Below are 23409 nucleotides of genomic sequence, written 5' to 3' on the forward strand. Positions count from 1 at the left end.
TCACCTTGTCCTCGAGCACCACAAATGGATCCACTTCCCCTCGCCGCTGGCCAGTTCGTACTGGGCAATGGGAGTGCCGGCATCCTGGTACGTGATCGCGGGGTACGCGATCGTGAGCTGGTCGAGCGTGGCACCGATTCCGATTCCCGCGCTCGTCCGCGCCGACTGTCTGGCGGAGTCAGCAGCGGGCTCCCCGTCCTGAACGACAACCTGCTGGATGATGCCGTCGCCGCCCTGATCGGCGATGACGAAGCTGGGGGATCCGGCCTTGTCGAAGGTGACAACCGAACGCGTGGGGCACTCGTTCCAGAGGATTTGGGTGAAGGCGGTCATCGACTCCTTGGTCGAAGTCAGATCGGCCCCGAGCACCATCGGTCCGACACCGGAGAAGCCGATGATCCATGAACTCGGGCCGCGCCTCGGTCTGCTCCAATGAAGATCTCGATTGATCGATGTTGCGACGACGGTGACAAAGGCCACGGACGCCCGCTTCAGAATCGACGGCGGGTTGACGAAGGAGCTTTAGATCGACGGCCTAAGACAGGGCTGGGGCCGTCGCCAGTCGGCCTGAGCGTCTTTGAGAGAATAGGCGTGGCAGCTCAGAGTCGGTGAACCCGATATGCGCGTCGCGTCGCATATCCTCGCGGCCCTGCTCGACTTCGCCGCCCGGCACGATCTCTGGGTCATCAGCGACGAAGTGTACGAGTACTTCACCTTCACCGGCCCCCTTCACCAGCGTGGCGAGCCTGGACAGCGCCGACCAAGTCTTCAGCGTGTACTCGCTCTCCAAGACCTGCGGCCTCACCGGCGGCCGGGTCGGTTACCTGGTCACTCCGCCCGGGGTTTCCGCCACGTTCCGCGCGGCCCAGGAAGCGACCGTCAGTTGCGTGAACACGCCGGCGCAACTTGCCGCCGTCGCGGCCATCGAGGGTACCCGGACGGCGCATTCTACCTGTGGATCAACGTCTCGTACTGTTCAAGAGGAAATGTCGCCGCGTGGGCAGAGACATTCCTGCTCACCCAGCGGGTGGCCGTCGCCCCGGGTTCCGCCTTTGGATCCGCAGGCGAAGGCTGGATCCGGGGCTGTCTTGCCGGACAGCAGGAACGGCTCCTGACGGCACTCTCCCGCCTGCCCACACCCTGAGCCTTCACCCGGACGATGCCTGCAGTCGCGGGCAGGGCAGGGTAGCTACCGCCCTACTCCCGGCCGTCCTCAAGCGGGATGAGCATGGTGCGGAACGGACCGGCGACGGCGTGGACGTCCCAGATGCGATCGGCGACGCCGTCGATGCCGTTGGCCAGCTGAAGCTGCGGGATGCCGCCCGGGATCACCAGTTGGCTCACTCGGATGCCCTCATCCGACAGGGCCTCGTGAAGCATCTCGCCGTAGGCGCTCTCGGCCGGGAATGCTACCGAGGTGCCTGCAAAGCCGGCGCGGGCCTTCACCGAGGTTCCGCCGTTGATCAAGATGATGCTGCCGCTCCCTGCCTGCCGCATCGCCGGGAGCACCGCACGCACCGCGTGGATGAGCCCGAGGGCCGAGAACTGCAGTGCCTCCAGCGCCAGCTCCGGAGTCATCTCGAGAACTGGTTTCAGGTAGTCGCGCGACGGGAGCGGGCTGTACTGCAACGCCGTGATGGGTCCGAGTTCTGCCTCGGCGCGCGCAAGGGCCGCTTCGAGCGATGTCGGCGTGAGGACATCCGCTGCGTAAGCCCTGGCGGAGAAGCCGGCGGCGGTGAGCTCGGCTGCCATGGCGCCCAGTTTCGACTGATTCCTGGCGATCAGGGCAATAGAGAAGCCTTCGCGCCCGAACCTTCGCGCAACGGCCGCGCCGAGTCCCGGTCCGGCTCCGATGATGGCGATGACGGGCACGATGGTCTCCTTCGATTGATGTTGCTGCGATGACTATCGCAAGGAGCCCGAGCCTAACGCGAAAGCGGAATCCACCGGACTAGCGCAGACCGCGACCGGTTACTCTTCGGCCACTTTCGCGTGCAGCGCGCGCAAATATCCGCGAACAAATTGCCACTCCATGATGAGGCCGAGAGCTGTCAGGATGAATGCGGTCGCGGACTGGGTCATCCCCATCACAACCGAAATCACGACGATGGCCGCACAGATCAACATGTTCCACAACGCCGCTACTATTCGACCGTTTGGTGAGGTGAGCCAACCGAGCCCGTTGTGATCACTCACCGAATCTGCCCTATGAGTGCTCCGATTAATACGCAGATACCAAGGACCACGAGGAGTGCGCCGCTCACCGCCATCAGTGCGGGTGATTGAGTTCGCTGCGATACGCGGAGGCCCTGATGGCGTCTTTGGCGTCTCGCCAACTCCGATATCCGAGCGCGCTGCACGATGAACGTCACCCCGAATGCAATCGCGAACGGTCCCCACAGGAGCGCAAATACCTGGCCGGAGCTCATGGTGTGAATCCTACGGGCCGAAGAAAGTTCGCCCGGCTGTTTCGCGCTCGGAGTTTCCTGCGCGGTTCGGGTGCCATCCGCGCGACGCCAACAACGGAAAAGCGACGACCGGCAGCTACGCCGGTCGTCGCTCAGAAATTGGGATGCCGGAGGCTAGACGTTGAAGCGGAACTCCACCACATTGCCCTCCCGCTACTGACCCGCAAACTCACGGCCCTCGTGCCCCTGCCCAGGTGCTCGTCTCCGCCGGCGAACGGTCCGGACCGCCACGGGTACAGGATCTGCGGCCACCTGGTCCGATCGCCGCTGACGTCTCGTTTGGGAACCCTTTGAGGGCAGTCTGCTCCGCCGCGCGGGCGGTTGGGACCATGGCTACTGCGGTGGTTACCGCGCAGGTCGCTGAGCGTTCGGTCGCCGAGTATCCAGCTCACTTCGCTGAAGACTGTCAGGTTGCCTGGCGATCCTGGCGAGACGAAAGGTCCGGTGCGCCGACCAGGCCGAGAGCGATATCTGCCCGGCGGTGACGCAGGCTCGGAGGATGACAGGGCCCAACCACAGCCCATTTCCCTGGATTCCGGCCGCCGTATCGGCAGCGATGACCTCAACACGTACGCCGACCTCTTCGACGACCACCTCGACCTGGTGCCCGACGCCCTCGACGACGCCCGCACCCTCAGCTTCGACTGAACGCTGCCGCGCAGCTCTCTCCTGCAATCCGCGTCGGGTTAGATCGTCGATTCGCTAGTCGTCAAAGATACTGAACCGATAGGTGACCGTCGACATCTTCTTGCTGGGGACCCAGTCAACGGTCGGATTGGGAAGAAAGTACCTGAGCACCACGCGTTGCAGGAACGCAATGAGATTCAGGTCGAACCAGCTCAGGCACTGACGCACCGAAACGGATCTTGACCACGAATAGAAGAAGACCCATGCAACGACTCCGCTCGGAATTACGAGCCATAACAACGGGGCACGGAGCATCATCAGCACGATGGCCACCTCCCCGGGCAGCTCGCGCATTAGAAGCCACCACGTCGAAAAGCGACCGCGCTTCGCGATCCCGACGGGCTGATCGCTGAAGTCGCCCCATTGACTGCCGACATTGACCGATCCCCTATCCGATTCGACGACCCCTGAGCGCGACTTCAGCCCAACTACTCTCCGTGTCGTGAGTTTACTGTGGGCCTATCCTGAGACGCACCGCCGCCTGGACATCGTCTCCCTGCTGTCGTCCCAAGGAGAAAAGCGACGTTGGTGCCAGCCTGAAACGGAGCGGGCGTTGCTCGCCCTTGCACGTCACAGTGGCTTCATTCGTCAACCACATGCGTTGCCGAACGGAGAAGTCCGCTATTTCGTTCCACTTGATGACGTGAATTAGCAATTCGGTAGGCAAGCGGAGCGGCAAGTAGATCTCGAGGCCGTTGTCGGTGGCGACGACGTAGACACTCGTCGGGCCCATCCAACGAAGCCACCGGTTCTCGATCTGATGTATTAGCCACCGACACGACGCCGAGTCCGGACTTCCACTGAATGAAGATGGTGCGGCTTTGGATATCACCAGCTGCTCAAGTGAACGCCGCTGCGATCCAATCCGAAAAGCAAGAGCAGATGCGAAGAGCGAGACCGCGAACACCAATGTGAACAGCACTCCCGGAAGACTGCTGAATATGCCGGTTGGGCGAGACAATCCCAATCCGAAGTACTGAACAGGAATCAAAATGAGGAATGCGAATATTCCGAGCCATCCGATGGCACCTACTGTCCTCATCGTAAAGAAACCGAGCATCTAGATCCCTTCATAATTGCTAGCTCCATCGTGGCAGTTCATTATTCAGTGCTAGGTGGTGCAGGGCGGCAATCAGATCGATGCCGATCTACCTGTCTCCTCGCCCATCGGCTGTGTCATTGTTGCATTGCCCTGCGCCGGTAGCCGAACCCTGACCGGGCGCCCGAGTTGGGGATCTCTCAGCGGTCATCGCGGCGTCGGGCGACGATGGCTGCCACCGGGCGCTGGCCGGCGGTCTTCCGGACGTGCGATTCGACCACGTCGAAACCGGTCGCGTTCAACTCGGTGCTGAGGTCATCCACGGGCCATCGGTATGCCGGCGTGACGGCGTGGGCGAATTCCTCGACCGTCTGGCCGTCGAAGAATCCGACAAGTAGCGTGCCGCCGGGTTTGAGCGCGCGACTGAACTCTTGGAGAGGAATCTGTATCGTCTCGGGCTCGTAGTGAATGAGGGAGTACCAGGAGAGGATCCCGCCAATTGAACCCGTGTCGGCGTCGAGCGAGTCGAGACTGCCAAGCGTGTAGCTCACGCCGGGAAAGGTGTTCGTGGCGTACGTGACGAACTCGGGCACCAAATCGACTCCGCGAGCAACATAGCCTTGCTCCGCGAGGAAGTTGGTCCAATGACCTGGACCACACCCAGCATCGACTATTTCCCCGTCGACATCGCTGGCCCACTGGGAAACGAGTTGGAGATCGGATGGGTGCACGGCAGCCATCGACCCCAAGAGTTCGGTGTACTCCCTTGCTCGGCGTGAGTACGCCGCGGTGCTGACCGTGTTGACCATGCGGTCGAGTCTAGGCAGGGTCGAGCCATGTGCCCGTAAGAGGGGAAGGGAAGCGCGACAGAGGTGGGGTAATTCCACCCGAGTGTTGAGCGGGCCGATGTTGAGTCCGAAGGGAACAGCGGCTGCTACTGTCAGCTTCATGCCAGAGGCCAACCGGGACTATCGGGCCGCACCCTTGTTGAAAGTGATGCTCACAGCGGCGATCGTGGTCTCGGCGGTTTCGCTGGCTGTAGCCATCGTGATTGCCGTCTTCGTTGACGTGCAGGGCGACTACCTCGGTGCACGGTCTGAACAAACCGGGGGCTTCGACCCAAGCGTGTTTCCACCATGGAACGGAGCGCTGTGGCTGATTGGAAACCTGTTCCCCGTCCTTATTGCGATCTTGCTCGTGATGCTGATCGTTGCGCGCATTATCGCCGGAACACGACGTGACCGCCGTGGCAGCACCCTCGACGAAAATATCATCGTGTCCAGACCGTGACACCACGGGTCACACTGATTGCAAACGGGATCCTGACGGACACAGATTCAGGCGCCAGACCATCCACTCTCAGAAGTGTCGACATGGTCTCACTTGGGAACCCTCTGCGGGATTCCTAACCGTGGCGTCTTGGGGCGAGATTGGATAGTTCTGCTTCGCGGGTTTTTACGCGCCGATCTCGGTGAGGAGAACGCGCTGTTCTTGCTGGGTGAGGCCGGATCAACGTTCCCGGTCGAGTCCACGGGCCCGTTCGTCCGCCAGCACGTCCTCGAGCGTGTCCTGCAGGGTTCGCTCGGTTCCGCCCGCTGCGACAAAACGGCTGCGGCTGCGCCGGGCGAAGGCGGAGTCGGTGCGGGGAAGCCACAGCGGCAGGGACCGGGGGCCAGCCCAGCAATTGACTCTGTGCGCGGTCAGCCATTCATCCTCGGCCGCGATGAGTTCGCCCGTATGGCCGGCAACCCGGGCGGCGGCCAGCAGAACCGTGGAGAGTTCATATTCGCTCCCGACGGCGTTGTAGATGCCGGTCAGGCCGCGCAGTCCCGCACTGATGAGCCATCCGGCAAGGTCCCGAACATCGATGAACTGCACGTACCGATCCTGGGCATTCGGCACGAGAACAGCTTCCTCGGGAGCAGCGGCAAGCCTGGATACCCAATAGCTGAACCGGTCGCTCCTGTCGCCCGGCCCCGCGATCAGGCCCGGTCTCGCAATAAGAAGACGATCACCCACCGCCTCCGCCGTGGCGCGTTCAGCGGCGACTTTCGCGTGCGCGTAACCGTCGAGGTCGGTTGGCTCGACGAGGATGGCATCCTCGTCGGCATCCGGTTCAGCATTGCTCGCATACACGGAGACGGAGGAGACCAGGGTCCAATGCGCCGTGCTGCGAGCCAAAGCCTCGAGCGCTCCGGCGACGAGGTCCGCGTCATAGCTGAGCTCAATGATTTCGTCCCAGGCTTCAGCAGAGACAAGGTCGTAGGCGCCAGAGGATCGCCGGTCGGAGCGGACAAGCGTCACGCCGGGTGGGACTTGTGGCCGACCCGCGACGTCGCCCCCGAGACAGCGGCGTGCTCGCCATAGAGGCGGCAGAAGCGGTCGTAGCTCATCGTCGCCTGCGCCATCGATGAGGCGTCTACATACTCCTGGTGCAACAGCTTCAACGTCACCCCGACCCTGGCCAACTCCGTATGCACCCGCGCCCAGTCCGGCTGCGCGAACACACTCTCGTGGACGCCGCGGCCGGGGAACAACGTCGAATACACCCTGGCCTCCGACAACTCCGCGACGTCGTCCCAGTCGAGCCCGAGCCGCTCTGCTGCATCGAGCACAGCCCGAATACTGTGCCGGGACAGCCCCTGAGCGGACTCGATAGCCCGTCGCGACAAACCCTGATTACGCAGCTGCAGGATCTGCTTCGCTTTGATCTTCCGTGCCATTGCCGGTACTCCTTCCACCACGTGGCGCTCACATGGTGGGAGGAGCTTTTCAGGTGGTGCTCAACCACGCCGGCAGTGGGGCTGAACGATACGAATCACGCATCTGAACAGTGGGGCTCAACCGCACCACAGGTGGTGCCCAACGAAGCCAATATTCATGATCGGCCGCGAACTCCTCGGCAATCGTTTCCTGCCACTCATCGAACTCATGCTTCGTCATCGGACGGATGCTTATCTCGCTCATGCCGTATAAATTACCGCGGCATGATCCGGCATCACTAGCCGAATGGCTAACCCTGATCGACGCGGGTTGGGAGCACACCGACGCGTGGGGGTTGGGTCGCGCAATGTTTCACACGGGAAAGTGCGCGGACATCAAAGACGTGAGCCGTGGACCGATCGGACATCGATCGTCCCGCCATGGTCGTCCCCTTCGAATTCCAGCCCGATCTTTTCCGCTACTCGTCTGGAGGCTCTGTTGTCGGGGTGGATGATCGCGACCAGGTGACCTGCCCCCAAGATATCTCGAGCGAAGTCGCGGCAGGCCGCTGCGGCCTCGGTTGCGTAGCCTCGTCCCTGCATCTCGGCCGGCACGTGGTAGCCGACTTCAAGTTCGGGTCGACCGTTGACCACCTGCCACGTCAGGCCGCAGTCACCGGCGAACTCACCGGCCTTCGTCTCGATGATCCAAAGACCGTAGCCGTCTTCGACGTAGTTGCTCTTGTTCCAGTCGATCCACGCCTGGGCCCCCTCACGGCTTTTCGGTCGTGGGTAGAACTCCATCACGGCCGGGTCAGCCAGCATGACAGCCATGTCTTCGAGGTCATCGTCGGTCATGTTTCGAAAAATCAACCGGTCTGAGCGAGGGAACGACATAGTTCGAGCTTAGGAGGCAGCCCTGCCCGGAGGTCGATCCGATTGTGGCCACCGCGGAACCCCCTACGGGACGGGATTTTGAGTGCTTGCCAGCGGGCGATTTGTCCGCTCTGGCTAGAATGTGGTGGTCGCATACGTGTTCCGGGGGAGGCGCCTATCGGGGTGCCTCGTCAGGTTCGATTTCCTGAATCCTCCACCAAGAGCCACTCTTCGCTGCGAAACAGAACGGCTGTATCACCGCCCCGGCAGCGGAACGCCTTGCGGGCGATTATTCGTGAACGCCAGCTTCGGCTGTTCGGAGTTTGCTCACGGGTCGGATCATCGCCATGCGCGGCCAGGCTTCGAGCCCTCGCGCAGCTTCTGTATCCATTCGAGCGCCCATCGCCGCGCCCCAGTCACCTGGCAGGAAAGCACGGAAGCCGAGGCGCTCGTAGTATGGCGCGTTCCACGGAACGTCTCGGAATGTGGTCAGCGTCACAGCGGGGAGTCCGCGTTCCCGTGCCCAAGAGTCAGCCACGACAATCAGTTGCGCTCCGATTCCCTGACGCGCATGCTCCGGGTGGACCGTGACCTGCTCAATATGGGCAGCTCCGTCAACCTGCTCGAGGAGCAAGTAGGCGACGATCACACCGTCGACCAGCCACACAAACGCTCCACGGTCCGTGACGAAGCGCTGGAAATCCTGCCTGCTGATCGGTTGATCATCGGCGACTATCGCCATGTTGATGTTGCGGAACAACTCGCCGGCGGCTCGCTCGATCTCGGTGATCCGGAAATGGTCCTCGAGACTGGAAAGACGTCGCACCTTTCGATCCTCCCACTCCAGCTCAGGACCTACCCGCACGGGAACCTCTACCGGGCGACGGGTGAGTCGGTCGAGAGGTAAATTCGGAGATGTGACCAGTCGCAATGGACGAATCGCGCTGATCACCGTCGGCGTGATCGCTTTGATCCTTGGTGGAGTGTGGGCCGGGCAGGGCATGAATCCAATCCCGGGGAGTTTCACAACAGGTAGCCGCATGTGGCTTTCCATCGGGCTCATCATCGCCATCGTCGGCATCATCCTGATTGTGCTCGGCCTACGCCGGCCAGGGCACGGCGGCACGAGCAGGTGAGACTCCAACTATCGCGAGCCAAGATGGTGCTCCGACGCACGCTCGACGAACCCTCACGGGTCGCCTTTGGCGGATCGCGCGCTAGCTTTCAGGCGAGTCATCCTGAGACTTGTCCGGCGCGAATTTCTGCAGATAGCGGCGACGGCCGTAATAGATGAGCGCCGCTAGCCCCCAGATGAACTGCATGGCACCGAGTACCAACATGAATACGTCGCCCGGCTCGCCCTCCCCCTGAGTGATCCGAAGCAAGACTTGCGCCATGCCAGCGACAGCGAGGACCGCGGCCGCCAGGATGTTGACGGTGCTTCGCGTCTTGCTGATCGGGGGTACCGGAGCCATGCAGCCGAGCGTACTCCCGGACTGGTTCGCGTATCGCTCATACGACCGCCCGTAAGCGGGCCCCTATCGAGACAAATTCCTGCCCCAGCAATGCGGTCGCCTGGTCGGGCGCACTTGTGTCACATGGGAACCCTCGACGGACGCATCGACAGCTGCGAGCATTACCGCATCGCCTCCAGTTGGGTGAAGTACTTGGTTGTTTCTCCCTCGCCCCAGACATCGACTTCGTATGTCAGATTGAGTTTCGCCTTCTCCCATGCCGTGACATGTCCCGGCAGGCCCGATGCCAACGTATCATCGGGGTTATCCATCGTCTGTGTCCAACCGTTCGCGGTCAGTTCTTGCGTGTAGTGGGCGACCACCTCTGCTTGGGTGTGGGTGGTTGTGCCTAATTTTCCGGTATGCCCAACCCTGACACGTAGGGAGGCGGTGACAAACGAGACTCCGCTCGGAGTGACTTATTCGGCGGGATTCGACTTCCTGGAGGCAGAGATTGTCTTCTCGTTCCAGACCGGGTCGCGACCGGTTGTCCTGTCCTGCGATAGGTGGTGAGCAGCATGTGCTTGCCGAGGTTCGGCACGGTCATGATCGGTTCTCCCTGGATCGAAGTGATAAGTCGTCGCTGGCCATCCGGGCGACGTCACCGACCTCGGCGAGGAACGCGGCGATCGCTTCCCGCATGGCGGGGTCGAGGGAGGCGGCGAGCTTCCGCACCTGTTCGTCGGCCGCCGCATAACCGGCGTGAAGTTCGGTGAACCTTGCCGTCGAGCTGAGCTGCGCGGACCGCCCGTCTTCCGAGTCCCGGGAGCGGGTGATCCAGCGGTCGGCTTCCAGCCGGGAAAGCATCCCTGTCAGGGTCGCCGCTCGCACGCCGGTACGAGACGCAAGGTACTTGGGTGTACACGGCCCGTCCCGGTCGATCACGTCGAGGATGTCGAGGTCGCGCGCATTCAGGCCAACAGTCTCGGCGATGCGATCGTTCAAGATGCCCAACTCGATGCGGAGGCTGCGGATCAGGCCGTTGAGCTCGCGGCTCATCGCCGGGTGGTCGGCGCGACTACCGAGCGGATGTGACCGTTCGGACTAAGTTCCGCGACCATCGCCGCCGCAAGGTCGGCGCGAGAGGTGTAGCCCTGGGAGGGGTGGTCGAAATCGACCCGATACTCCGACACTCTGTCGCGATCGACCAGCCGACCCGGTCTCATCACCGTCCACTCGATGTCATCGCACCCGCGCAGGTATTCCTCCATCCGGCGCATATCCGCGTAGAGCGTTCGCCCCGGCACGTTCCGCAGGAACGGAAACAACACATGATCCGCGAACCAGTTCATCGGCGGGGGCGGATACGTCAGCCCCGAACTCACCACCACCAGGCGACGCCCACGAGCCCCCGCACGCATCCCCTCAACGATCGCCCGCACCCCGGCCGAGTAAACCATGATCTCGTCCCGCCGATACGGTGAGCCGAGCACCGAGATCACCGCATCAGCACCCTCCACCGCGGCCGGAACGCCAACGCCCGAGACCGCATCAGCACTGACCTGAACCAACCGGCCACTTCGCGGCAGCGGCAATGGATCCAGCCGGCGACTCACCGCGCGAACCCGGTACCCCACCGCCAGCGCCTCCCCACACACCAAATGCCCCGTCGGCCCCGCAGCGCCGAACACCACAACCTCCACGATCCGCTCCTTTTTAGTACGGTAATCGTACTATATCAGGGTTGGATCGCTCTGCGAATCACGCCAGTCGTGATCCGCTACCTTCCGTGCGATTTTGGGGTGCGACAGCGACGCTTCGAATGAGAGCGTGTCGACGGTCCTCGCTGATCTCGTAACCATTGCTGCCCACTATCTGGCGATCCGCGTCCCGCTCCACCCAGAGCCGCACCGAACCCGTCTCGAGACCGGCCAACGTCAGATCCGCACCGGTCAGGAACGCTCGGAGGCCCTGGACGTCAGATGCCCGCACCTGCTCGTAACCCATGCAACGACGCTATCCTCCTCGCGTCCGATAGACGAAGCCCTTGCGAACGCGGGAATGAGACTGGGTGGGTCGTGTCCGGGTCTCTGTTGCGCGCAGATGGACTCCGCGCAACAGAGCCCGTCAACCGGTTATCCAATCAGTTCAAGAACGGGGCCTTCATGCAATGCCCTATAGATGTCGTCGCGAATGTCATTCGCTTCGCCGTGCGTCAGGGTCTTGGAGATTGGTCGGAGTGTGAGTCGGACAAGTGCATTTGCTTGGTCAGGCCGGAGCCTCAGCCTGTCCTGCGCGCCTCGCGGGAGATCCGCGTACGCGGTGGCGTTCAGAACTTCCACCGATTCAAGGTCGTCGATGCGATCGCCTAACGCCGCCCTTGCTCGATCACCCAGGGTCTCGACGTCCGCAGCCACGTCGACGACGATCGAGATGTCGCGGCGGATCACGGACATGACCGAAATGGCCTGCCAGGGTGACAGGGTGAGCATTTGCTGTGCGATCCGTGGATCCGCCGCCCGCAGAAGCCGAATGTCAGGGATACCCTTTCTCAGCATCAACGCCCGGTCCAGCCCCATACCCAGAGCAAGCCCAGACCACGCATCGGGGTCCAGACCGGCCGCGGTGAGGATGTGCGGTGCGATCAATCCGCACTCCGCCAGCTCCAGCCACTCACCCCCGATTGACACATCGACCTGACAGCCGTCGACCGTGTACGGATGCGCCGCCGAAACGGCGCGCCACTTCGCGCCGGGCAGCACCGTTTTCACCAGGGTTTCGATCATCGTCTGCAGATCTGCGGCAGTGAGTGTCTTGCCAGAACTCACCCGCCACAGATCAACCTGGTGCGGGGCCCCTACGTGGGTGCGGTCGATTGCATCGCGGCGGTAGACCAGGCCAGGCAACACCAGCAGCCGGTCGCAGCTGGTCTGCGTCGACACCGACTGCAGCAGGGTGGGAATCGAGGCCGATGTGTGGCTGCGCAGCATCACCGTTGGACTCACATAGCGCGAGTATCGCTGGTCCCTGGTGACTGCCGTCGGGTCGAAGCCGAGCTTGTCGTAGTTGTCGGCGACAGCGACCAGCGGACTGTGTCGGATGGTTTCGGCCGGGATGCCCCAGCGGCCGGCAAGAGCGGATACGACGCCGTCGAGCAGCGTCTGCATCGCATGGTGACCCTGGTCAGGGTCGGAGAGGTCGCGAAGGTTGAGCGCGTCGGTGAGTTCCGCCGCAGAGAGATATGACGCCACGTTCTGGTCCTTTGATGAGATCGGATGGAGGAGCCACCCCCGACCGATCTGTCGCTGGACCTAAGCGCGTACGACTAAGCCCATGCGACCGGGAACCGGTCGAGGGCGAAGAAATCGCAGCGATACGTGCATGGCCTCAGCATAGACGCAACACCCCGGAGACCACAGGTTTCCGAATGTCGCCTCTCGTTGACGCAACCACCGAAGGCAATCGTGATCGTTCGGGCCACGCTGGGTCCGTAGGGTCTGGTGCCCACAAGCCGGACCTCCTCCGGGCGCGTGCGTTCCTGTTCTACTGCGGCACCGTGAGGCTGAGCCAGCGTTCTTCGATGGCATAGCCGAGGTGTTCGTTCATGCGGATGCTGCCGGTGTTGACTTGAGCTCCACCCGTGCCGAAGATCCGCACGCCGTCGTGGGCCAACGCCGTGACCGATGCGGCTTTGACGGCAACGGCGAGCCCTTTCCGACGATAAGAGCGGTAGACGGAAGTGAATTCGGTTTCCGCGCGCGTGGCCGTCAGGCTAATTACGCTGACGGCCACGAGTTGCCCGTCAGTGATGGCGCCAAATAGGCGGCACCCAGATTTCCACAGTTCGAGCACGTCGCACTCGTCGCGGTGCGGCACGGATGTCGCTGGCGTAAACGGGTAGTCGACGTGGTTCAAGGCTTCAAGGGCCGTGACCTGAGGCGCCCAGCTATCATCGAGTTCCTCGATCAGAAATCCTTGGTCCGTTGCCGCGACGACGGCCGCGTTCAGGACCGTTAGGTTGGGTGGATCGCTGAGGCGCAGGCGGGCACCCCACGACTCGCCGACAACGACATACCCCGCCTCGGTTAGACGCTTCACGCATGGATCGTTGACTTGGACTACCTGGATATCCGCGTTCACGAGGCCTGCAGGCTTGCGCTCATGTCGAGAAGTCGGTCGCGATCACGTCGGTACAGTGCGGCATGCTCCAGGAAATCACTGCGGCCCGTGTCGTCGGCACGTTGATCCGTGATCACGGCGAGATCCTCCATGCGGTCCGCTGCCGTCCGAAGAACGGCAGTCTGGTCGAACTCATAACCGTATGAGCGAATGAGCGAATGAGCGAATGAGCGCATCGAGCCGGCCGGGGCGAGCATCCCATCCTGGGGCGTCATGGTCTGCGTACTCGCCGAGCGGGACGAGCCGATATGCGAGGTAAGCGAGATCCCAAATCCGAGGCCCGGGTGAGGCCATGTCAACGTCGATAAGACCCGTGATGTGACCGTCTTGGAAAACCATGTTGTACGGTGCGACGTCGTTCAGGCACACCACCTCGACTGGCTCGTGCGCAGGCAACTGCCATTCCGCGGCCGCGTGCACGAGGGGCGCGCTCGCATCATGCACCCGTCGAAGCAATGACCCAGCCTCGCGCAGGATCGTGGGCGACCAGATCCAGCTGGGCATTGGGTAGTCGCCAACGATTCCCGGAAGGTAAGCGAGCACTTCGCGGCCCTGCTCGTCCAGGCCAAAGGGCTCAGGTACTTCCATCACTCCCGCCGCGCGGAGTGCGGTCAGAAGCTGATGCACCGCGGGAGTCCAAGGACCGGCGGAGCGGCGAACGGTGTCGCCTACCCGCACGACCATACTTGAGTTGCCCCCCGCTAGAACCTCTTCATCCATCTTTCCAACCTAAAGGCTGTAAGCGGAACCCGCAGCGGGCGGCTTCGCCATGTTGCACCTGCCGATGGCGCACCTTCCTGGTGGGCCTTATCGCTGGACGTCGGCGGATCGTGGCTCGGACCATTCTGGCTGGTCCGCTCCCCACGGGCGACCGATCCACCTGTAGCATTTCGAGCCGCCGCTGATGCTGATCGCGGGTGCGGCACAGGTGACGATTCCTTCCGGCGTTTCCGCGTTCACGGTTCTGATCACGTTTGGGCCGGTTTCGGTTGGCGGGGAATGAGGCTGGGCGAGTAGCTCTTGTGCGACACGGGCCAGTGAAATGTCGACAGTCCACCCGTGCCCGTCGAGGTGGCGCCGTCGAAGTGATGACATGATCCCGGCGGCAAGTAGGTACCCGGCGGAATGATCCAGAGCTTGGGCTGGCAAAGCACCTGGCCTGCCCGTGCCGTCTGCGTGGATCTGGGCAATGCCGCTGGCTGCTTGGACGATACTGTCGAATCCTCGACGCTCGGCCCAAGGTCCGCTTTGCCCCCACGCGCTCACCCGGCCGATAACGAGCCCTGGATGGCGGTTGTGGAGTTCGGCTGGGGACAGGCCGAACAGGTCGAGGCTGTTCGGCCTGTATCCCATGACAATAACGTCGGCGTCCGTTAGTAGCTGTTCGAGGCGGTCTCGATCTGGTTTGTAGCCGAGGTCAAGAAGCGCGGAACGCTTCCCTTGCCCGGTATCGAGATATTGCCAGGAGAGCTCCGGCATGCCAGGGCTATCGAGGCGAAGGACGTCTGCGCCGAAGAACGCGAGGCTGCGAGTGGCCACCGGACCGGCTATCACCCGGGTCAAGTCGAGCACCCGGACGCCCTGCAGTGGCGCGTAGCTGTCGGCCAACCCCAGGCTATGGCGGCCCGAGCCTCCTGCCTGCTGCACCAGGCTGATGAAGGGATCCGCTTCCAGGGTTTGGGCTTGAGGATGTCCTCTCCAACTGCTCGGGCTGCGAACCGCGCTTATGACCGCACCAGAGTCTGCGGCTTCATCCTCCAAATCGAGGGCGCTGCGGCGCGAAATCGCATGAGCGACAGTCTCGGCTGTGACGGAATCGTCCAATCTCAGAAGTGTGCGCAAAGCCGCTTCGTGGTGGGGGTAGTTGGCGTGAGTGCGAACCCAGCCATCGCTCGAGGCGAAGAATCCGGACAGGGGCGCCCACGCTGGCGCGGGGCTCCCGTTCCACCGGAAGAGTTGGTCGCTCCGGTAGGTGCCGGCGACGAGTTGCGGCACAATGCTCACCTGCGGAACTTCGCTCGCCCTCGGGTCGCGCACTCCCGTGCGGACAAGGTGCAGCAACGAGGCCATGAGCATGGTCGCCGCGATGCTGTCTGCGGCAAGATCCGCGACAGGCAGCGGCGACGATAGCGGCACCGGCCCAGCTGAATGAACGCGATTGGTGAGTTCCGGAAGTTCCGCGGAATCGGAGAGAAACGTGCTGAGGAAGGTGCCCATCAGGTGCCTCCCACGCCCTCGACCGTTCACACATGGGCGTGAAGTCAGGCGATCATCGGTGGCCCCCACTTTATCCCCACGGTGAGGTCATGAGGCCGAGCAATCATGGGACGGAATCAAAACGGGGGGGGGAAAGGCGGCGATAGGCAAGTCGAGGAACCCTCGACGAAACGGGCTGCGAGACGTGAAAGCTGCAATCGCCCCGGTCCGCGACTGGTTGCGGATGAGGTGGGATCACGTTGGTGAAGTTGACCGCCTATTGGGAATCGGCAAGCAGCTGATACATGAGATGGTCTTGCCACCGGCCCGCTATTTTCAGGTATTGAGGAGCCGATCCGTAGCGCGCGAAACCGGCACGTTCAAGCACCCGTTGTGAGCGCACGTTGGGGATCAGCGTCTCAGCCTGAACCCTGTGCAGCCCCAACTCTTCGAATGCAAGCGCAGTCATTGCTCGAACTGCGTCGGTGGCATAGCCATGTCCGTTGCTCTCTTGGGCGACCCAGTAACCCATGTTGCACGATTGGAAGGCCCCGTAGGTGATCCCACTAAACGTGATCCGACCAACAACCTGCGAATCCTCGTCGAGAATCACGTGCGGTAAGGCCTCGCCACGGCTGTGCCAAGCGAGCGCCTTTTCGACCTCCGCCTGTTGGCCTGCGACGGTAAAGAAGGGGTCCGCGCGGACTGGGTCCCACGGAGCGAAGAAGAGCCGGCCGGTGAGCTGAAGGCCGGCAAGGCGCTCCACATCCGTCACGGAAATGAGTCGAGTAGTAGCAGGCATAAGGAAAGGGTCCCATATACGCCGCGGATGGATCCGAGCCCGTATGCCGGACCCCTATCGAGACAAATTCCTGCCCCAGCAATGCGGTCGCCTGGTCGGGCGCACTTGTGTCACATGGGAACGCTGAATGGGACACTGCTTAGGTGATAACAGAACATGCCCTCTTACCCGTGATTCCCGGTCGTGAAATTGAATTCGAGCTCGCCTTTGCCGATGCGCGGGCCATCATCTCGTCAATGCCCGGGTGCCGTAGCCTGACGCTGTCGCGTTCGATCGAGTCTCCGAGCACATACCTATTGCTCGTTGAGTGGGAGCGACTCGACGACCACACGATCGGCTTCAGGCAATCCGCGCAGTACCAAGAATGGCGCGCCCTACTGCACCATTTCTACGAACCGTTCCCCTTGGTCGAGCATTTCCAGACCGTCCCGTAGATCGAACCCTATCTGGGATCCTTTTTGACTGAATCCCGTGACTGGCAATGTGGTTCGAGGTGCGTATGCCGATCGGCTTACGGGCACCGACGGGCCATTGCTCCACTCGGTGTCTTAGGTCTTCCGTATCATCAGCACATGGCTCAATGCACAGCTCCAAGAGAAGGCCACCGCACAGCAAGCGGTCGCGCGAATTGCCCTGCATGCTCGTCCGGCTATGGGCGTTCTTCATACTCGCCGCCTCGGTCGCACTCGTCCGACGCCACACCGGCCGCGCCTGTGCGTAGGAGTGGGAGCTTGTCGGGCAGTAGCGGGGGCGGGGGACGTGGTGTCGCCCGTCCGGCTTGGCAGCCCAGCGGGTCGACTGCCTCGTACACGCAACAGCAGGTGCGCGACCTGGAGTCTGTCCGCGCGGCGACTGTCTTACGGACTCAGGTGAATGACGTGTTCCTCTGTCACGCCTGGCCCGACCGTCAGGCGGCCGCGAATGACGTCTACGAGTTGCTCCTCGGAAAAGACGTGTCGGTGTGGTTCAGTGAGGTAAGCCTGCGACCTGGCACGGACATGCGAGTAGCCATCGACCGTGGACTGGTCAGTTCGCGCATGGGGATTGTGCTGGTGACGCCCGCAATGCTCGACAAGCTGCGTACCGACCGCAGCATTGCGAGCAACGAGCTCAGCGCTCTGCTGCGCCGGAGCCTCTTAGTGCCGGTCATGCACGGGGTGACGTTCGAGGAGCTCGACCAGGTCACCCCGACACTCGCGTCGCGTGGTGGATTCAGTACGGCCGAAGAGCCCATGGAAGACATCGTCGTCAAGATTGCCGAGCTCGTCGGAATCGTTACGGAGGAAGAGGCCGACGAACTCAGCATAAAGTCGGCCGCCAAATAGCGCTGAGTGGCAAGCCTCTACGACGCCTCGATGGCCCAACCAGCAACAACCCGATGAACCAGCGCCAATGCTTCCCGGCCGGTTAACGACATCAGCGTCGTGCCCGTAAGCGGGATCCCTATCGAGACAAATACTTGCCCCAGCAATGCGGTCGCCTGGTCGGGCACACTTGTGTCACATGGGAACCTCTACCGGTCACGCGCATTCCTCAGCGGGACGTGACCCCGGAAGGCTCAGGCTTACGAGCCGCCACAGAGAACATCAGCGGCACCCTCTCGCGACCCGAGGCCAAAGCAAATCCGGCCGGCGTCTCTACGAGTGGGGGCAACGGCTTCCAGGGCATAGCGGCCCGTCCACCCTCGCAGGCAGTCCAGGTGCGAGTGTGGTCGACCACGTGGTGCCCGCGGAAATTCCTTGGCCGTCCCCAGCCTGATCAATCCGTGCAACGTTCGGCTCGCGGCCCCAAGCGTCGTTCGGTCAAGGCATTGACGGCTGGGAGGCTCAGCGCGTGACCGCGCCGTGCCTCCACGCCGTCAGGTCGCCGGGACGCGACCTCCGGGGTCAGGCGGCCATTGCCCCGTAACGCTTGTGGCCATTGACGTCGTAGCGGTCGAGCATCATGACCTTCGACCAGACGCGGATGAATTCGCGGACGAACCGTTCTTGCCCGTCGCTGCCCGCGTAGGCGTCGGCGATCGACCGCAGTTGCGCGTTCGAGCCGAATACCAGGTCATTCCGGGAGGCCCTCCAGCGAGCCTCGCCGGTCGCCTGAACCCGACCAGTGAAGGTCATCGCGGTCTCGTCGTCCTTCGTCCAGATGAGGTCGGTGTCGGTCAGATTCACGAGGAAGTCGGTCGTCAGGGCTCCGACGTGATCCGTGAGCACACCCACGTCGGACCCGTCCCAGTTGCTGCCGAGCACGCGGAGCCCGGCGTGCAGGACGGTCCACTCCGGTGCAGTGAGAGTGAACAGGTTCGCCTTGTCGAGGAATACCGCCTCGGGCGCGACGCCCGGAGCAAACTCTTCGAAGCGCTCGGACACGAAGTTGCGGAACCCGTCCGCAATGGGTCGCAGCCACTCGAACATCTCGATGTCGGTCAACTCCTGCGTCGTGTCGACACGGCCTGGCGTAAACGGCACGCTGGCGTCAGATCCTGCCGCCCGTGCCGCCTGCTCCACGGCGGCGCTGCCGGCGAGGACGATGAGGTCGGCGAGAGACACCTTCCGTCCGCCCGACGTCGCCGTGAAAGCCGCCTGCACGTTCCGCAGCGCGTCGATGACTGGGACGGTGCGTCGGTTGACCGCCCAGTCTTTCTGCGGCGACAATGCCAGGCGGGCACCGTTCGCCCCTCCGCGCTTGTCGCTGTCGCGGTAGGTCGAGGCGGCGGAGAACGCCGTGTAGACGAGGTCGGACACGGACAGCCCGGTCGCGAGGGCGGCTTCCTTGAGCGCTGCCACGTCGGCCTCGTCGAGTGAGGATCCTGCTGCGTCCGGGAGCGGGTCCTGCCAGAGCAGGTCGTCGGCGATGGTGACCTCCGGGCCGAGGTACCGGTGCTTCGGCCCCATGTCGCGGTGCGTGAGCTTGTACCAGGCCTTCGAGAACGCGAGGGTGAACAGATCAAAGTCGGCCAGGAAACGCTCGCATATGGCCCGATACTCCGGGTCGACCTTGAGTGCGATGTCCGAGGTCATCATCATGAGCGGGTTCATCTGACCGGGTACGTGGGCGTCCGGAGTCTTCGGCGCCTCCGGGTCAGTCGGTGTCCACTGCAGCGCGCCGGCCGGGCTTTTCGTCTGCTCGTAGTCGTACGCGAACAGGTTCTCGAGGTAGGTGTTGTCCCACTGTGTCGGGTTCGGAGTCCAGCTGCCCTCGATGCCGTTGGTCGAAGTGTGCTCGGCACTGCCGGTACCCACCGGGTTGTGCCAACCGAGCCCCATCGACTCGATCGGGGCTTTCTCGGGTGACGGTCCGATGTCGGATGCGGGTACCTGGCCGTGGCTCTTACCGAACGCGTGGCCACCGGCGATCAATGCCACCGTTTCCTCGTCGTTCATCGCCATCCGCGTGAACGTGATGCGAATGTCGCGTGCTGAGCCCAGCGGGTCGCCGTTCGAATAGGGCCCCTCAGGGTTGACGTAAATGAGCGCCTGGTGCGACGCGGCCAGGGGGCTCTGCAGGTCGTAGTCCGCGTCGCCGTTCTGACCATGCCAGCGTTCGTCGCGGCTCACCATCTCGTCAGGGCTCGCGACCGCGTGCGGGTTCCAGACCTCCGGGCCCCACCAGGTGCCGTCGTCCGGTTCCCACGCATCGAGTCGTCCACCACCGAAGCCGTACGTCGGCAGGCCCATCAACTCGAGGGAGCAGTTGCCGGTCAAGACCATCAGGTCGGCCCACGACAGAGCGTTGCCGTACTGGTGCTTGATCGGCTGTAGGAGTCGTCGTGATTTGTCGGTGTTGCCGTTGTCCCACCAGCTTCCGATTGGTGCGAACCGCTGCATCGCGGTGCCCGCTCCGCCACGGCCGTCGGCAATTCGGTACGTGCCGGCGGCATGCCACGCCATTCGGATCATCTGTGGACCGTAGTTGCCGTAGTCCGCCGGCCACCAGTCGACCGATGTGGTGAGCAGTCGCTTGATGTCCGACTTGAGCGTCGTGAGGTCGATCGTGGCGAAAGCCGCCGCGTAGTCGAAGTCCGCGCCGAGCGGGTCGGCGTCTACGCCATTCCGGTGGAGAAGCTCAACCCGGAGACGCTGCGGATACCAACTGTCCAGGGTCGGCGACTGACCGAAGGTGCCACCGAGGTGGTCGCCACCTGCTGGCAGCGCACCGCTCATGTGGAAACTGCATGTGTTCGTCTGGTCGTCAGTGCCCATTGATGCTCCCTGTGTGCTTTAGCTGGATGAGAAACGGTGTCGTCGGGGTCACAATTTAACGATCAGCCGCCGCATCGCAGCAGCGTCGATCTGTGGTGCAGCGATGCTTCGACGCTGCTGTGAGGCGGTGCGTCGCGGGCTGCCGACGTGACGGGAAGCCCGATAGAGAGATCGTATTCCCGCAAGGTGTGCGTGGCATGCGAAGAAAGTGACTGACTTCTAGACGGCGGTGGTGCGGTGGCCGAGCGCACGACGGCCAAACCAAATAAAGCCCTGCGCCGATTGCTGCGGTGCGGGCGGTACGAAGCCCGCTGAAACCGACGCCGGAGGATGGGGGCTGTCGAGAGCTTGATTTCCGCGAATCGTGTTCCGCTCGCGGTGACCTGGGAGCACCCCCGCCAGAGGCTCCTAGTGGGGAACCCCTTACGAGACAGAATGACGATTCGTGCCCGCCCAGCCTGAGGCGGGTCGGTCATCGAGATTGGAAGTGCGAGAGGATGGGGCTTGTGTCCTCTCTCGAAGCCCGCGATGTCTCCGCTTCGATCGATTCAGAGGTGCTGTTGGCACCCGTATCCCTCATTGTGAGTTGCGGTGAAGCCTTGGCTGTGCAGGGGCGGAACGGTTCCGGTAAGACGACCCTTCTTCGAATCCTCAGTGGCCAGCTTCGTCCGACTGGAGGTCGGGCCTTCATTGACGGTGAGCCGGTCGATGAACGCCATCGCACTATGCGGCGAACCATCTCTGCCCGTATCGGCCTGCCGGCCTTTGCCCGGGAGCTGACCGCTCACGAGCATTTGCGTTTCATCGCGACAACGTGGGGACGACTCGGATCCGCTGCCACTGATGCGGCTGACACCACCATGGCGGCTCTCGGGATCAGTGACCTCCGGAACCGGTTTGTGAACGAGCTCTCGTCGGGACAGACGCAGTTGTTGTCCTTGGCCACGGCTCTCGTGCGTCCTTTCGACGTGTTGATCCTCGACGAACCGGAGCAGCGCCTGGACGCGACACGACGAGCATTGGTGGCATCGGTTGTTCGCACCGAGATCGATCGTGGGGCCACGGTCGTGATCGCGAGCCACAGCACAGACATGATCGAGGCCATCGCGGACCGGTCCGTGTCTCTCGCAGAGTCGTGAGCACCTCCACTGACCGTCAGATCCTGGCGCAGTCTCGATCCGTTGCCGCCTCCAGAGCCGGCCTGCCAACGGCGAGCGACGCCGTCTACACGGTCTACGTCGCTGTACTCATCGTCGCAATCGTCGCGGTGCCAGTCGTGCGATCACTAGTCCTCGGCTTGGCGAGTCCGGAAATCCTTGCCACGATCGTCGCCCCGGATAGCTCCCGGGGTGTGGGCGCAATCGCTGCAGTACTGGCAGCCTGCGCGGTCCTGATCGGGCGAACCCGAGGTCCGGTCGTACCGAGTCCGTTCCTCACTGAATTCCTCGCGGGTAGTTACCTCGCCCGCAGCGATACCTTGCGCCGTCCGTTCTTGATCAGCGTCACCGTGCTGGCCTTGGCTGCGGTCACGGTATCTGGAATTGTTATCGGGGCGCGGCTCCTTGGCGGGCCGACAGCGGCCATTCCGGCCGCGCTCATGGTGTTGGGCTCGATCGCGTACTCGGGCGTGCTGGCCGTGCTGTGGCTTGTCGGGCAGAGCTGTCCCCGCCGCATTACGATCCCATTGGCCATTGTCATCCTGGGCAGTGCGGTTGCAGTGGAAACCGGCGTCGACATCGTCCTGCTCGCGACCCCCTGGGGATGGCTTGCCCTGTTGTGGGAATCCCTCGGTCCGGCTGCGCCAGTCCCGTGGTGGCCAGTCATCGCCCTCGCCCTGTCACCATTGGTCTTTCTGGCCGCTCCTGCACTGCTGAATAACCTCCGCAGCCCTGAAATCATGGCGCAAGCCCGCCGCTGGCAGTCAATCGGCACTCTGGTGCAGACCGGCGATATTGCCGGAGCGTCAGGCGCCCTCCGCACCCCACCGACACGAGGGAGGCACTGCCGGATCTCCTTCACCGGGCCACTGCCGATCGTGATTCTGCAGCGCGACATCGGATCCGCACGGCGGTTCCCAGTGCGGACTACACTCGGCTCTCTGGCTCTCGTCGGAGCAGGGTGGTTGAACGCCCAAACTGCTTCAGCCACTGACGGAATCGACTGGGTCATGGCCCTGGCCGGGGTACTCCTCGCCTACCTCGCCGCCGGCGTGTGGTGCGACGGGCTGCGAAACGCTAACGAGAACGTCGGCCCGTCGTCGCTGTATGGACGGAGCGCCCTGACCATGATCGGCTCCCATGCGCTGCTCCCCGGTCTCGCCTGCCTCCTTCTCGGATCCATAGGTGCCATTGCTGCCGTGCCGGGCGGGGCACCAATCGGTGTCCTGCCGTGGTGGATGCTGGTGTCGGTCTTCATCGCTCTGGTGCGGATTCTGGACTGTGCCAAAGGACCGATGCCCATCGGTCTGCTCCTTCCCGTCGTCACGCCAGCTGGCGACGTGTCCATTTTGAACGTGATCGCGTGGCAAGCCGACGCCCTCATCATCGTGCTCACCACGGCGGGAGGACTGAGCGTGCTTGCCTCAACCGCCGGACCAGAAGCGGCCATATGGCTCACTGCAGGCATCGGAATCGTGGCCGCCCTCGCCGGACGACGCATTCGAGCCCTCGGCAATTGACCAGCTGTCGAGGACCAGCCGCCGACCCACGATTCTCCCGGATGCACAGAAGCCAAACGACTGGGCCCGAGCGCCATCCGTGCCCGTAGCCGGAACCCCTTGCGCACGGGCGAACCCCGCCCGGTAGCTT

General features: G+C 63.0%; 28 protein-coding genes and 1 pseudogene. 8 read left to right on the top strand and 21 right to left on the bottom strand.

Annotation, left to right across the window (positions count from 1 at the left end; genetic code table 11):
• Window positions 1–333, bottom strand: a complete 333-nt coding sequence (locus RCH22_RS10650) for a hypothetical protein (protein WP_327013952.1) — start codon at window positions 331–333, stop codon at window positions 1–3.
• A 440-nt stretch (window positions 334–773) separates the two neighbouring features.
• On the opposite strand from RCH22_RS10650, the gene RCH22_RS10655 reads away from it, so the two are divergent.
• Window positions 774–1115 (top strand): aminotransferase class I/II-fold pyridoxal phosphate-dependent enzyme, encoded by a 342-nt coding sequence (locus tag RCH22_RS10655; RefSeq protein ID WP_327015505.1) that lies wholly within the window; start codon window positions 774–776, stop codon window positions 1113–1115.
• Between the two features lie 82 nt (window positions 1116–1197).
• Here RCH22_RS10655 and RCH22_RS10660 read toward each other — a convergent pair whose 3' ends face one another.
• Both RCH22_RS10660 and RCH22_RS10665 read right to left on the bottom strand, forming a co-directional pair.
• Entirely contained in the window at window positions 1198–1872 is a 675-nt protein-coding gene (locus RCH22_RS10660; RefSeq protein WP_327013953.1) for an SDR family NAD(P)-dependent oxidoreductase, read from the bottom strand.
• A gap of 99 nt (window positions 1873–1971) precedes the next feature.
• Window positions 1972–2196 carry a hypothetical protein gene (locus RCH22_RS10665; RefSeq protein WP_327013954.1) on the bottom strand — a complete coding sequence of 75 codons (225 nt, stop codon included), beginning with the start codon at window positions 2194–2196 and terminating at the stop codon, window positions 1972–1974.
• Between the two features lie 683 nt (window positions 2197–2879).
• On the opposite strand from RCH22_RS10665, the gene RCH22_RS10670 reads away from it, so the two are divergent.
• Window positions 2880–3116, top strand: coding sequence for a hypothetical protein (locus tag RCH22_RS10670; RefSeq protein WP_327013955.1), 237 nt, complete (start codon window positions 2880–2882; stop codon window positions 3114–3116).
• Window positions 3117–3170: 54 nt separating this feature from the next.
• On the opposite strand, the gene RCH22_RS10675 is transcribed toward RCH22_RS10670, so the two are convergent.
• Together RCH22_RS10675 and RCH22_RS10680 are read right to left on the bottom strand one after the other, a co-directional pair.
• Window positions 3171–3449 carry a hypothetical protein gene (locus tag RCH22_RS10675; protein ID WP_327013956.1) on the bottom strand — a complete coding sequence of 93 codons (279 nt, stop codon included), beginning with the start codon at window positions 3447–3449 and terminating at the stop codon, window positions 3171–3173.
• A gap of 945 nt (window positions 3450–4394) precedes the next feature.
• Window positions 4395–5003, bottom strand: coding sequence for a class I SAM-dependent methyltransferase (locus tag RCH22_RS10680; protein ID WP_327013957.1), 609 nt, complete (start codon window positions 5001–5003; stop codon window positions 4395–4397).
• Between the two features lie 139 nt (window positions 5004–5142).
• Between RCH22_RS10680 and RCH22_RS10685 the strand changes: the two genes are divergently transcribed.
• Complete coding sequence (locus tag RCH22_RS10685; protein WP_327013958.1) at window positions 5143–5484, top strand: hypothetical protein; 342 nt, start codon at window positions 5143–5145, stop codon at window positions 5482–5484.
• A 219-nt stretch (window positions 5485–5703) separates the two neighbouring features.
• Here the strand turns inward: RCH22_RS10685 and RCH22_RS10690 are convergent, their stop codons facing one another.
• The 5 genes and pseudogenes from RCH22_RS10690 to RCH22_RS10710 form a co-directional block, all read right to left on the bottom strand.
• Window positions 5704–6498 (bottom strand): NAD-dependent epimerase/dehydratase family protein, encoded by a 795-nt coding sequence (locus RCH22_RS10690; protein ID WP_327013959.1) that lies wholly within the window; start codon window positions 6496–6498, stop codon window positions 5704–5706.
• Between the two features lie 113 nt (window positions 6499–6611).
• A pseudogene (locus tag RCH22_RS10695) lies at window positions 6612–6917 on the bottom strand (IS21 family transposase); the annotation flags it as partial.
• Window positions 6918–6966: 49 nt separating this feature from the next.
• On the bottom strand, window positions 6967–7161 hold the full coding sequence (locus tag RCH22_RS10700; RefSeq protein WP_327013960.1) for a hypothetical protein: 195 nt from the start codon (window positions 7159–7161) through the stop codon (window positions 6967–6969).
• A 131-nt stretch (window positions 7162–7292) separates the two neighbouring features.
• Entirely contained in the window at window positions 7293–7793 is a 501-nt protein-coding gene (locus RCH22_RS10705; RefSeq protein WP_327013961.1) for a GNAT family N-acetyltransferase, read from the bottom strand.
• A 268-nt stretch (window positions 7794–8061) separates the two neighbouring features.
• Window positions 8062–8598 carry a GNAT family N-acetyltransferase gene (locus tag RCH22_RS10710; protein ID WP_327013962.1) on the bottom strand — a complete coding sequence of 179 codons (537 nt, stop codon included), beginning with the start codon at window positions 8596–8598 and terminating at the stop codon, window positions 8062–8064.
• Between the two features lie 91 nt (window positions 8599–8689).
• On the opposite strand from RCH22_RS10710, the gene RCH22_RS10715 reads away from it, so the two are divergent.
• Complete coding sequence (locus RCH22_RS10715) at window positions 8690–8908, top strand: hypothetical protein (protein ID WP_327013963.1); 219 nt, start codon at window positions 8690–8692, stop codon at window positions 8906–8908.
• A gap of 81 nt (window positions 8909–8989) precedes the next feature.
• On the opposite strand, the gene RCH22_RS10720 is transcribed toward RCH22_RS10715, so the two are convergent.
• From RCH22_RS10720 to RCH22_RS10765, 10 genes are all read right to left on the bottom strand, one after another.
• The gene (locus tag RCH22_RS10720; protein ID WP_327013964.1) at window positions 8990–9247 is read right to left on the bottom strand and encodes a hypothetical protein; all 258 of its coding nucleotides are present in this window, start codon (window positions 9245–9247) and stop codon (window positions 8990–8992) included.
• A gap of 161 nt (window positions 9248–9408) precedes the next feature.
• Window positions 9409–9609 carry a hypothetical protein gene (locus RCH22_RS10725; protein WP_327013965.1) on the bottom strand — a complete coding sequence of 67 codons (201 nt, stop codon included), beginning with the start codon at window positions 9607–9609 and terminating at the stop codon, window positions 9409–9411.
• 220 nt (window positions 9610–9829) lie between these two features.
• The gene (locus RCH22_RS10730) at window positions 9830–10285 is read right to left on the bottom strand and encodes a MarR family transcriptional regulator (RefSeq protein ID WP_327013966.1); all 456 of its coding nucleotides are present in this window, start codon (window positions 10283–10285) and stop codon (window positions 9830–9832) included.
• The gene (locus RCH22_RS10735) at window positions 10282–10929 is read right to left on the bottom strand and encodes an NAD(P)H-binding protein (RefSeq protein WP_327013967.1); all 648 of its coding nucleotides are present in this window, start codon (window positions 10927–10929) and stop codon (window positions 10282–10284) included. Before RCH22_RS10735 ends, RCH22_RS10730 begins: the two co-directional genes overlap by 4 nt.
• A gap of 432 nt (window positions 10930–11361) precedes the next feature.
• Window positions 11362–12477 carry a hypothetical protein gene (locus RCH22_RS10740; RefSeq protein WP_327013968.1) on the bottom strand — a complete coding sequence of 372 codons (1116 nt, stop codon included), beginning with the start codon at window positions 12475–12477 and terminating at the stop codon, window positions 11362–11364.
• A gap of 292 nt (window positions 12478–12769) precedes the next feature.
• Window positions 12770–13366, bottom strand: coding sequence for a GNAT family N-acetyltransferase (locus RCH22_RS10745; protein WP_327013969.1), 597 nt, complete (start codon window positions 13364–13366; stop codon window positions 12770–12772).
• The gene (locus RCH22_RS10750; RefSeq protein WP_327015587.1) at window positions 13363–13602 is read right to left on the bottom strand and encodes a hypothetical protein; all 240 of its coding nucleotides are present in this window, start codon (window positions 13600–13602) and stop codon (window positions 13363–13365) included. The genes RCH22_RS10745 and RCH22_RS10750 overlap by 4 nt, the downstream gene beginning before the upstream one ends.
• On the bottom strand, window positions 13538–14125 hold the full coding sequence (locus RCH22_RS10755; protein WP_327013970.1) for an aminoglycoside phosphotransferase family protein: 588 nt from the start codon (window positions 14123–14125) through the stop codon (window positions 13538–13540). Before RCH22_RS10755 ends, RCH22_RS10750 begins: the two co-directional genes overlap by 65 nt.
• A gap of 87 nt (window positions 14126–14212) precedes the next feature.
• Window positions 14213–15622, bottom strand: a complete 1410-nt coding sequence (locus tag RCH22_RS10760) for a CoA transferase (RefSeq protein ID WP_327013971.1) — start codon at window positions 15620–15622, stop codon at window positions 14213–14215.
• Window positions 15623–15878: 256 nt separating this feature from the next.
• Complete coding sequence (locus RCH22_RS10765) at window positions 15879–16376, bottom strand: GNAT family protein (RefSeq protein WP_322135551.1); 498 nt, start codon at window positions 16374–16376, stop codon at window positions 15879–15881.
• A gap of 170 nt (window positions 16377–16546) precedes the next feature.
• On the opposite strand from RCH22_RS10765, the gene RCH22_RS10770 reads away from it, so the two are divergent.
• Both RCH22_RS10770 and RCH22_RS10775 read left to right on the top strand, forming a co-directional pair.
• Entirely contained in the window at window positions 16547–16837 is a 291-nt protein-coding gene (locus tag RCH22_RS10770; protein WP_134450133.1) for an antibiotic biosynthesis monooxygenase, read from the top strand.
• A gap of 435 nt (window positions 16838–17272) precedes the next feature.
• On the top strand, window positions 17273–17728 hold the full coding sequence (locus RCH22_RS10775; protein WP_322140465.1) for a toll/interleukin-1 receptor domain-containing protein: 456 nt from the start codon (window positions 17273–17275) through the stop codon (window positions 17726–17728).
• 561 nt (window positions 17729–18289) lie between these two features.
• Here RCH22_RS10775 and katG read toward each other — a convergent pair.
• Complete coding sequence (katG, locus tag RCH22_RS10780; RefSeq protein ID WP_327013972.1) at window positions 18290–20602, bottom strand: catalase/peroxidase HPI; 2313 nt, start codon at window positions 20600–20602, stop codon at window positions 18290–18292.
• Window positions 20603–21108: 506 nt separating this feature from the next.
• On the opposite strand from katG, the gene RCH22_RS10785 reads away from it, so the two are divergent.
• Together RCH22_RS10785 and RCH22_RS10790 are read left to right on the top strand one after the other, a co-directional pair.
• On the top strand, window positions 21109–21741 hold the full coding sequence (locus RCH22_RS10785) for an ABC transporter ATP-binding protein (protein ID WP_327013973.1): 633 nt from the start codon (window positions 21109–21111) through the stop codon (window positions 21739–21741).
• Complete coding sequence (locus RCH22_RS10790) at window positions 21738–23279, top strand: hypothetical protein (protein WP_327013974.1); 1542 nt, start codon at window positions 21738–21740, stop codon at window positions 23277–23279. The genes RCH22_RS10785 and RCH22_RS10790 overlap by 4 nt, the downstream gene beginning before the upstream one ends.
• Window positions 23280–23409: the final 130 nt, after the last annotated feature.

Source organism: Cryobacterium sp. GrIS_2_6, assembly GCF_035984545.1.
Taxonomy (GTDB): domain Bacteria; phylum Actinomycetota; class Actinomycetes; order Actinomycetales; family Microbacteriaceae; genus Cryobacterium.

What these genes read in the sequence shown, in the direction of transcription:
- RCH22_RS10680 (WP_327013957.1), bottom strand. Translation starts at nt 5,003, where the DNA reads ATGGTCAACACGGTCAGCACCGCGGCGTACTCACGCCGAGCAAGGGAG.
- RCH22_RS10705 (WP_327013961.1), bottom strand. Translation starts at nt 7,793, where the DNA reads ATGTCGTTCCCTCGCTCAGACCGGTTGATTTTTCGAAACATGACCGAC.
- katG (WP_327013972.1), bottom strand. Translation starts at nt 20,602, where the DNA reads ATGGGCACTGACGACCAGACGAACACATGCAGTTTCCACATGAGCGGT.
- RCH22_RS10700 (WP_327013960.1), bottom strand. Translation starts at nt 7,161, where the DNA reads ATGAGCGAGATAAGCATCCGTCCGATGACGAAGCATGAGTTCGATGAG.
- RCH22_RS10755 (WP_327013970.1), bottom strand. Translation starts at nt 14,125, where the DNA reads ATGGATGAAGAGGTTCTAGCGGGGGGCAACTCAAGTATGGTCGTGCGG.
- RCH22_RS10730 (WP_327013966.1), bottom strand. Translation starts at nt 10,285, where the DNA reads ATGAGCCGCGAGCTCAACGGCCTGATCCGCAGCCTCCGCATCGAGTTG.
- RCH22_RS10760 (WP_327013971.1), bottom strand. Translation starts at nt 15,622, where the DNA reads ATGGGCACCTTCCTCAGCACGTTTCTCTCCGATTCCGCGGAACTTCCG.
- RCH22_RS10685 (WP_327013958.1), top strand. Translation starts at nt 5,143, where the DNA reads ATGCCAGAGGCCAACCGGGACTATCGGGCCGCACCCTTGTTGAAAGTG.
- RCH22_RS10650 (WP_327013952.1), bottom strand. Translation starts at nt 333, where the DNA reads ATGACCGCCTTCACCCAAATCCTCTGGAACGAGTGCCCCACGCGTTCG.
- RCH22_RS10720 (WP_327013964.1), bottom strand. Translation starts at nt 9,247, where the DNA reads ATGGCTCCGGTACCCCCGATCAGCAAGACGCGAAGCACCGTCAACATC.
- RCH22_RS10675 (WP_327013956.1), bottom strand. Translation starts at nt 3,449, where the DNA reads ATGCGCGAGCTGCCCGGGGAGGTGGCCATCGTGCTGATGATGCTCCGT.
- RCH22_RS10750 (WP_327015587.1), bottom strand. Translation starts at nt 13,602, where the DNA reads ATGCTCGCCCCGGCCGGCTCGATGCGCTCATTCGCTCATTCGCTCATT.